Source organism: Dyella sp., assembly GCF_036568765.1.
Classification (GTDB): domain Bacteria; phylum Pseudomonadota; class Gammaproteobacteria; order Xanthomonadales; family Rhodanobacteraceae; genus GSA-30.
Genome location: NZ_DATCRY010000197.1, coordinates 1 through 8454, shown reverse-complemented (window position 1 = coordinate 8454; position 8454 = coordinate 1). Strand labels below are relative to the sequence as shown.

Annotated in this window: 8 protein-coding genes; 3 read left to right on the top strand and 5 right to left on the bottom strand. The window is 62.8% G+C overall.

The window, feature by feature from the left end; all coding sequences use genetic code 11:
* The coding region (gene rne, locus VIM98_RS13795) for a ribonuclease E (protein WP_331993684.1) at window positions 1–2216 on the bottom strand (2216 nt) is incomplete at its 3' end.
* Between the two features lie 344 nt (window positions 2217–2560).
* Here rne and VIM98_RS13790 point away from each other — a divergent pair.
* On the top strand, window positions 2561–3541 hold the full coding sequence (locus VIM98_RS13790) for an RluA family pseudouridine synthase (protein ID WP_331993683.1): 981 nt from the start codon (window positions 2561–2563) through the stop codon (window positions 3539–3541).
* 134 nt (window positions 3542–3675) lie between these two features.
* Here VIM98_RS13790 and VIM98_RS13785 read toward each other — a convergent pair whose 3' ends face one another.
* Together VIM98_RS13785 and VIM98_RS13780 are read right to left on the bottom strand one after the other, a co-directional pair.
* On the bottom strand, window positions 3676–5184 hold the full coding sequence (locus VIM98_RS13785; protein ID WP_331993682.1) for a type II CAAX prenyl endopeptidase Rce1 family protein: 1509 nt from the start codon (window positions 5182–5184) through the stop codon (window positions 3676–3678).
* Window positions 5185–5186: 2 nt separating this feature from the next.
* Window positions 5187–5522: a 4a-hydroxytetrahydrobiopterin dehydratase gene (locus tag VIM98_RS13780; protein ID WP_331993681.1), complete on the bottom strand. Its 336-nt coding sequence runs from the start codon at window positions 5520–5522 to the stop codon at window positions 5187–5189.
* Window positions 5523–5677: 155 nt separating this feature from the next.
* On the opposite strand from VIM98_RS13780, the gene VIM98_RS13775 reads away from it, so the two are divergent.
* Window positions 5678–6286: an NfuA family Fe-S biogenesis protein gene (locus VIM98_RS13775; protein WP_331993680.1), complete on the top strand. Its 609-nt coding sequence runs from the start codon at window positions 5678–5680 to the stop codon at window positions 6284–6286.
* A gap of 137 nt (window positions 6287–6423) precedes the next feature.
* On the opposite strand, the gene VIM98_RS13770 is transcribed toward VIM98_RS13775, so the two are convergent.
* Together VIM98_RS13770 and VIM98_RS13765 are read right to left on the bottom strand one after the other, a co-directional pair.
* Window positions 6424–6780, bottom strand: a complete 357-nt coding sequence (locus VIM98_RS13770) for a cytochrome c (protein WP_331993679.1) — start codon at window positions 6778–6780, stop codon at window positions 6424–6426.
* Between the two features lie 20 nt (window positions 6781–6800).
* Window positions 6801–7124: a cytochrome c gene (locus VIM98_RS13765; protein WP_331993678.1), complete on the bottom strand. Its 324-nt coding sequence runs from the start codon at window positions 7122–7124 to the stop codon at window positions 6801–6803.
* Window positions 7125–7252: 128 nt separating this feature from the next.
* On the opposite strand from VIM98_RS13765, the gene VIM98_RS13760 reads away from it, so the two are divergent.
* A complete protein-coding gene (locus VIM98_RS13760; protein WP_331993677.1) occupies window positions 7253–8350 on the top strand; it encodes a glycoside hydrolase family 18 protein in 1098 nt (365 codons plus the stop codon).
* The last annotated feature ends 104 nt before the right edge of the window (window positions 8351–8454 follow it).

Genomic DNA, 8454 nt, shown 5'->3' with positions numbered 1-8454 from the left:
GTGGTAACCGCAACGGTGCCCACTGGGAGTTCCTTATCGATTGTGGGAGCTTCGGCCGACGTTACAGCCGCTGCCGCCACAGGTGGTTGCTGGCGTGGCTGACGCTCGGCTTTGGGCTGTTGTGCCTGCGGCTGTCCTTGCTGCCGACGCTCGTTGCCCTGTTGCACGGTTTCTTGCGCGGGCTGCTGCTTGGGCTGGCGCTCAGGTCGGCCACCGTCCTGCGGCTTGTTCGTGGCTTGCTGTTGCCGGGCCTCGTTGCGCTGCCGCTGCTGTGGGTTCGGTTGGCCCTGTGTGGTGTTTTGCGCTTTGCTACCGCCCTGTTGCTGCGTGCCGCCACCTTTCTGGGCCTGCTCACGCCGGGGCTGTTGCCCCTGGCGGCTACCTTGGGCCCGGTTGCGTTCGTCGCGTCGGTTGCCGCGTGCTTCGGCATTCCGCGTTTCGCTGCGCGACGAAGGGGCCGGGACGGCTGCCGGCGCCTGCGCCACGGGTGCGTCGCTGCCAAACAGGCCGCGCAACCATCCCATCAAGCCGCCTTTTGCTGCAGGAGCCGTTGCTGAGGACTGCGGGGCAGCTTTGGCCGGCTGCGGCGCGGCCGCGGTTTCCTCGCGCATCGGTGCCGGCGATGCCGGCACGATGCCACTGACTGCCGGCTGTTCGCTGCTGCCGAGCATCTGGCCCATCTTCGGGAGGGCCGTCGCTTCCACGGCGGTCAGGCGCTCGTAGCTGGGCTTGCTGTGCTCGCCCATCTCCGCTTCACGGATACGCTGGATCTCGATATGCGGCGTTTCGAGTTTGTCGTCGGCAACGATGACGACGTGCACCTTGTTGCGCAGTTCGATTTCGACCACGCTGGCGCGCTTCTCGTTGAGCATGAAGTTGGCCACGCTCGGCGGAGCCTGCACCAGCACCTGGCCGGTGTTGTCCTTCATTGCGTGCTCTTCGATCAGGCGCAGGGTCGACAGCGACAGCGATTCCACGCCGCGGATATGGCCATGGCCTTCGCAGCGTGGGCAAACGATCTGGGTCGCTTCGCCCAGGCTCGGGCGCAGACGCTGGCGTGACATCTCGAGCAACCCGAAACGCGAAATGCGGCCGATCTGCACGCGCGCACGATCCAGCTTGAGGGCCTCCTTGAGGCGCTCCTCGACCTCGCGCTGGTGCTTGGGGCTGTCCATATCGATGAAATCGATCACGATCAGGCCGCCGGCATCGCGGATCCGCAATTGACGGGCGATCTCCACCGCTGCTTCGCAGTTGGTGTTGAACGCGGTTTCCTCAATGTCGCTGCCCTTGGTCGCCTTGGACGAGTTGATGTCGATGGCGGTCAGTGCTTCGGTCTGGTCGATCACGATCGAGCCGCCGGACGGCAGGCGGACGCTACGCTCGAAAGCACTCTCGATCTGCGTTTCGATCTGGTAGCGCGAGAACAGCGGGGTCTCGTCGCGGTACAGCTTGAGCTTGCGCAGGGCGTTGGGCATGACCTGCTGCATGAACTCGCGGGCATCGCTGTAGAGCGATTCCTCGTCGATCAGGATCTCGCCGATATCGTTACGCAGGTAGTCGCGCAAGGCGCGGATGAACAGCTTCGATTCCTGGTAGATCAGGAACGGGGCCTTCTGGGCACTGGCCGCCTGGGAGATCGCCCGCCACAGTTGCAGCAGGTAGTCGAGATCCCACTGCAGTTCTTCGGCGTCACGGCCCATGCCGGCGGTGCGCACGATCAGTCCGACATCGTCCGGTACCGTCAGATGCTCGAGGGCTTCCTTCAGGGCCTGACGGTCTTCGCCCTCGATCCGGCGCGAAACGCCACCGGCCTTCGGGTTGTTGGGCATCAGCACCATATACCGGCCGGCCAGGCTGATGAAGGTCGTCAGTGCCGCACCCTTGTTACCGCGTTCTTCCTTCTCGACCTGGACGACGATCTCCTGACCTTCCTTGAGCAGGTCGCGGATATTCGAACGGTTGGGGTCCAGCCCCGGCGTGAAGTACTCGCGGGCGATTTCCTTCAGTGGCAGGAAGCCGTGGCGCTCGGCACCATAGTCCACGAAGCAAGCTTCGAGCGAAGCTTCAACGCGAGTGATCCGGCCCTTGTAAATATTGGCTTTTTTCTGCTCGCGGGACGGAATTTCGATATCGAGATCGTAAAGGGTTTGACCATCGACGATGGCCACACGCAACTCCTCACGCTGAGTTGCGTTGATCAACATACGCTTCATTGTAATTTTTCCTCGGCCTGCCGCTCGTCGCGTGCCGCGGTGGCGCCGTGGAGGCGGCCTGCCGGGGATCGCGCCGCTGCGGTAAGCAGCTTGTGACGGAACCCTTTCTGGCTCCGGGGGTGATTCTTTCGGCTACGCTCGAAAGTCCAAAGTACCCCTGAGATACCGGACAAACGGCAACCCGAACCGTTACGATGAAAGGGAGCAGCGACCGGCTGCCAAGTAGGCGGCCAGCGCTATCCTCGCCGGCGTCGCGGGCGGGCTGGCCGCCCCATCCTTTCAAGCCATCTGGCTGGACGGGGCGCAGCGCCGGTCGAGTATCCTATCTCGTCAGGTTTTTTTCAATGCAAACGGTAACTTCCCACGACGCTCCTCACGGTGTGCGTCAAGTCCAGGTCGGCCCCGAGCGGGACGGTCAGCGTATCGATAATGCGCTCCTGACCCTGCTCAAGGGCGTGCCCAAGAGCATGATCTATCGCCTGCTGCGTACCGGTCAGGTGCGTGTCAACGGCAAGCGAGCCAAGCCAGACACCCGTCTGGCCGAGGGCGATATGTTGCGCATCCCGCCGGTACGGGTGGCCGAGCGTCCGGCAGACCAAGGCCCCCCCGAAGGGATGGTCGCGGAGTTGGCTGAGACAGTCATCTTCGAGGATCGCCATTTCGTGGTGATCGACAAGCCGGCCGGCATTGCCAGTCATGGCGGCAGCGGGGTCAGTCACGGAGCGATCGAGCTGATGCGGGCGGCGCGGCCGAACGAACACCTGGAGCTGGTTCATCGCCTCGACCGCGACACGAGCGGCGTGCTGGTGTTTGCCCGGACTCGGGCCGGGTTGACCGGACTGCAGGAGGAAATCCGCGCTAACACCGTGACCAAGCAGTACCTGTGCCTGATGGTCGGGCATCCGTCGAAGGCCAAATTCGATGTCAACGCGCCCTTGGCCAAATCGGTGCTCCAGGGTGGAGAACGCATGGTAAGAGTCGCCGATAACGGTAAGCCATCGTTGACGTTTTTCCGTGAGATGGAGCAATACCCCGGCGCCCGGCTGATGCAAGCGACCTTGGGTACAGGTCGCACGCATCAGATCCGCGTGCATGCCCAGCATATCGGCCATCCGCTTGCCGGCGACGCCAAGTACGGCGACCGTGAAGCCAACAAGCGCTTCAAGGCCTGGGGCCTTAACCGCCTGTTCCTGCATGCCTCGCATATGAGTTTCGAAGTGGGCGGGCGCGCTTACTCGTTCTCGGCGCCCCTGCCGCAAGACTTGAAGAACTTCCTGGATGTGCTTGCCACGAAAGGGCCTGTAGGCAGGCTCCGCGGCGATTGAGGCCTCCTGCCGTCAGAGCCTTTCGTTCGGATCGAAAGGCGCTAAGCCACGGCGTACGCCGGAGCGACGACGAAGATCGAGGTATTTCGAAGTCCACGGCGATAGCCGTTTGCGAGGTGCCCGCCTATGGCACCTCAAAGAAAAAAGCGCCCACTGATTTCCAGCGACCGCAACAACGGCCCGGTCAACCCGGCTTCGACGATGAGCGCCGCCGCCGCATGTGCCAGGGCGATCGGCGCCAGCGACCGCGTATGTATGAAGCACCAGGCCCAGTACAGCTCTGCTGCGAGGCATAGCTGCATCAGCAGGCCGTTGGGCGTGTGCAGGAGGGCGAATACCGTGGCGGCAGCAGCCACGCAGACAGCGGCCGGCCAGCGCCAGCGCTCCCAGCGCCCCATCACTGCGACGAGGATCAGCCACTGCTGCAAGCTGGCCCAGGCTAAGTAAAGGAGGACATGCCGCCAAGGCAAGGGCTTGAGGCGGCCATGGCCGAAAGCGATGACTAAGCCGTAAGCGACCGCCACCAGGGCCAGTGGCAGCAGCCATGACCGAAACCCTTGGCCGAACCAGTGCCACGCGACGACGCCCCCTGGACGTTGCCATTCCCGCCATGCTGCAAACGCCAGTGCGCCCAGAAAGCTGGTCAGGGCGGGAACCGATGGGCGCAGTTGCCACTGCAGGCCGACGATAAGCCAGAGCGGGCCGAGCAGGATCAGCAGCAGGGCTATCCATTCGGGCGCGCGATATTGCGCCGCCACCAGTAGCCAGGCTAGGTATAGCGCGCATAGCGCCCAACCTAGCCATGGCGGTAGCGCCGTGCGCAGATGTGGAATGAGCGGCGTGCTGTCCGGAGCGAGCACGGCCCCTGGCTGGCGCGCGAGGATGCGATCGCGTAGCGCAAGCAGATCCTCGGCGGGAACTGTCATGGGCAGGCGCACGAGCGGCACGGCAGCGTCGGACATCCAGCGATCGTAGTGCCGGCGTGCGTCCACCGAATCGCCGCCGAGCACCAGACTGGTCTGACTGGGGGGCGCGACCGGTGGCACGGCGATCACTGCGACTTCTTTCAGTAGCCAGGAGGCGCCCGCGGGAATCGTCGGTCGTAAACGGAGTGCCGTTGCGGCTTGCGGTAGCGAGCAGTCGGCCGGCGCAGTGCCGGCGTTTTGGGCTTGCAGCTGACGCAGGTCGATGACGATGTCGGTGGCGACTGGGCTCAGGGAGGCGGCGTCGGCGATCTGGCAACGCGCTGGCGCGGCCGTTTCCCAGCTCAGGCCGAGCTGCCCAGGGGAACTGCTCTTGGCGCGGATGCGCAGTACCGGCCAATGCCGCAAGTCGATCGACTGGCCCAGGGGCAAACCCAGTTCGAAAGCCGAACCGTTGCCGCTGACGCTGTCCACGCCTTCAATGCCGGTGAGTAAATGCGCTTTGCCAAAGGCGTGGCCTGCGATCAGGTCATTCGGCTGGCGTGGCGACCAGCTCCAGAGAGGCAAGCCCGCGTGCAAGGCGGCAAGGCGTTGTTGTGCCTGCTCTCGCAACTCGATGCGGGTCATCCAGGCGGCGAGGGCAGCCATGGCCCAGAACAGCACAGCCACCGCCAGCACGAAGCTGGCGGTCCAGGCAGTACGCCGCAGGAGTTGGGGCATGCTCAGCGGGCCAATAGCGCCTCGACGCGGGCGGCACAGATGAAATCGTTCAACGACAAGCCGCCGACGTCGTGAGTCGACCAAAGCAGGTGGCAATGGCCGTAGCCCGCCACGATATCCGGGTGATGATCTTCATGATTGGCCATGAAGCCGATTGCATTGATAAAGCCCAACGTGCGATGAAAATCGGCGAACTTGAAGTCCTTGACGATGGCCTTGCCATCGGCGGTGACTGTCCAACCTGGCAACTGCTTGAGCAGTTCGTCGATGCGCGCGCGATCGAGCGCATGTTCGGCGCCTTTGCGCGGCTGGCAGTGCTGGCTGGCGAGGTCGGACATGCATGGAACTCCTTGAACGGGAAAGCAAGTGTAAAGAACCGCACCGCTAAATGTCGCATGAAGCGAAATTTATGCACGCAATGCAAAACAGTACTAAAATGGTGCTGTTTCGGCCGCCACGTTTCCCGGCGGCAGCAAGATCATCCGGAGTCAACATGATCGAGATTTCCGAGCGCGCGCAACAACATTTTCGCCGCTTGCTTTCCAACCAAGGCATCGAAGGCCTCGGTATTCGCCTCAGCGTGACCCAGCCGGGCACGCCCGCTGCCAACTGCGAGCTGGAATTCTGCGAACGCAACGAACTGACCGGCCAGGAGTGGACGGTTGAATGCGAAGGCTTCGAGTTTCATATCGACGGCGCCAGCGCGACGTGGCTGGATGGTGCCAGCATCGACTACGAACCTAATGCCACCGGTGGGCAACTCAATATCCGCGCGCCGCGCATCAAGGGCGAGCTACCCGGTGCCGAAGCGGGATTGGTCGAGCGTGTGCGTTACGTGCTTGAGGCAGAGGTCAACCCGAAGATCGCCTCGCATGGCGGACGCGTCAGCCTGCTTGAAATCGACGCTGACGGTGTGGTGATTCTGCAATTCGGCGGTGGCTGTCATGGCTGCGGCATGGTTGACGTCACGCTCAAGCAGGGCGTGGAAAAGACCCTGCGCGAACGCGTGCCGGAAATCACCGAGGTGCGCGATGCCACAGATCACGCCGGCGGCAGCAATCCATACTACAAGAAGGCCGAGGGGCAGTCGGCGCTCGGGTAATTGCGAGATCGCGCACTGTCAGGAGTGAGGAGAGAAAAGCAGGAGCCGGTGGGCCTGGACGCTTTCCCCTTATAGGCCGCGCCAGCGGCCGACCTCACTCCTCACAGCCTGCAAAGCGGGCTGCCTGCCTCACACCTTCACTGCTTATCGCCCTGGATATGCCCATGCAGCGTATCGAGCTTGGTCGGCAGGCTGGAGAAGTATGCCGCGACATCTTCGATATCCTGATCGGAAAGCGTCGCGACAAAGCCCTTCATGATCGCGTTGGAGCGCTGGCCGGTCTTGTACTCATGCAGCGCCTGCTGCAGATACATGTTGTATTGGCCGGCCAGGCGCGGGTACTGCGGATCGACGGCATTGCCGTCGGCACCGTGACAGGCGAAGCACGCGGCGGCTTTTTGCTTGCCCGCATCGGGGTTGCCCGAAGCCAGCAACTGGGTGGAAGCGAACGCCAGGGCGGCGCCGAATGAAAGCAGGGTGAGCGTACGTTTCATGCGGAGGAATCCTTGACGGCTTACTTGGCCAGGCTGGAGAGATAGGCGGCGATATCGTCGATGTCCTTGTCGGACAGACTCTGTGCCTGAGCCGTCATGGTCGGGTGATTGCGTTCGCCCGATTTGTACTCATGCAGCGCATTGACGATGAACTGCTGGTTCTGGCCGGCAATTTTCGGTACCGGATACTGCGGATAGGCGTTGCTGTATCCCTCCACGCCATGGCAGCCGTTGCAGGTATAGACGAGCTTACGTCCGGCGGCCTTGTCTCCCTCCGCATGCGCACCGGCGGTGGCAAGGAGGGTTACGGCCATGGTCAGGCCAAGCACTTGCAGTCGAGTCATCAAGATCATTCCCACGATTCCGGCTGGTACATGGAGATTAGTCGCGGAAGTATAGTGGTTGCTTTCCAGTCGGAACAATATCGGCGTCGAGCTGTCGGCTCGCGGGGGATCTCATGAGGTATAGCGGGTTGATTCGTAGGGTCTTGCTGGTGGCATTGCTGGTGTTGGCGCCGGCGGTATGGGGTGCGGGGGCTTACCGCATCGTGGGTTACGTCGGCTCGGGACGGCCGCTGCCGGGGATCAGCCCCGAGAAGCTCGATGTGATCAACTTCGCGTTCGCGCAAGTCAGTCCTCAGGGCGAAGTGGTACTGGAAAATCCCACGGCACCCACGACGCTGGGGGATCTGGTCGCTTTGCGCAAGCGCAATGCTCAGCTGCGCATCGTACTTTCCGTAGGAGGCTGGGGCGCCGGACATTTCTCGGAGGCGGCGCTGGACGACGCCTCGCGCACACGCTTCAGCGCCAGCGCTGTGGCCATGATCGAGCGTTACGACCTGGACGGCGTCGACCTGGATTGGGAATATCCGACCCTGCCTGGACCGGGCATCAGCCATCGACCGGAGGATCGGCGCAATTTCAGTCTGCTGCTGGAAAACCTGCGCGGTGCGCTGGATCGGCTCGGCAAGGCACACGACGGCAAGCACTATCTGCTGACCATCGCGGCGGCCGATAGCGAGTTTGTCGCCGGCATCGAGTTGAAGCGTGTTTCGCGGTCACTGGATTGGTTCAACCTGATGACCTACGACTTCCATACGAGCCTGACGTCGACAACAGGCCATCATGCTGGGCTGTATCTGTCGGCGCTGGCGCCGGCCAGCGATCGATCGGCGGACAAGGCAATCAAGCAGTTCCTCGCCGCTGGTGTACCGCCCAAGAAGCTCAATGTAGGCGTGGCGTTCTACGGCCGTGCATTCGGTGGCGTCACCCCGGAGCACCGCGGCGTGCAACAGCCCTATGAAAAGTTCGTCGGCGCGCCGTCGTGGCAAGAGCTGCTGGCCGGCTATATCGGCAAGCAGGGCTTCGTGCGCTATTGGGACGACAAGGCGCAAGCGCCTTATCTATGGAATGCGCAGACGCGTACCTTTATCAGCTATGAAGATCCCCAGTCGCTCGCGCTCAAGGCTGCTTACGTCAAGGCGCATGGGCTGGGTGGTGTGATGTATTGGGAGCACAGCCTGGATCGGAATGAGCAGTTGCTCGATGTGCTGGTGAAAGGATTGCATTAAGAATGCAGGGCACGGCATCACCGGTCGTGGCTGAAGCCGTTCCTACAGCATTCCTGTGGGAGCGGCTTCAGCCGCGACCGGTCATGTGCAGACACTGGTCGGTC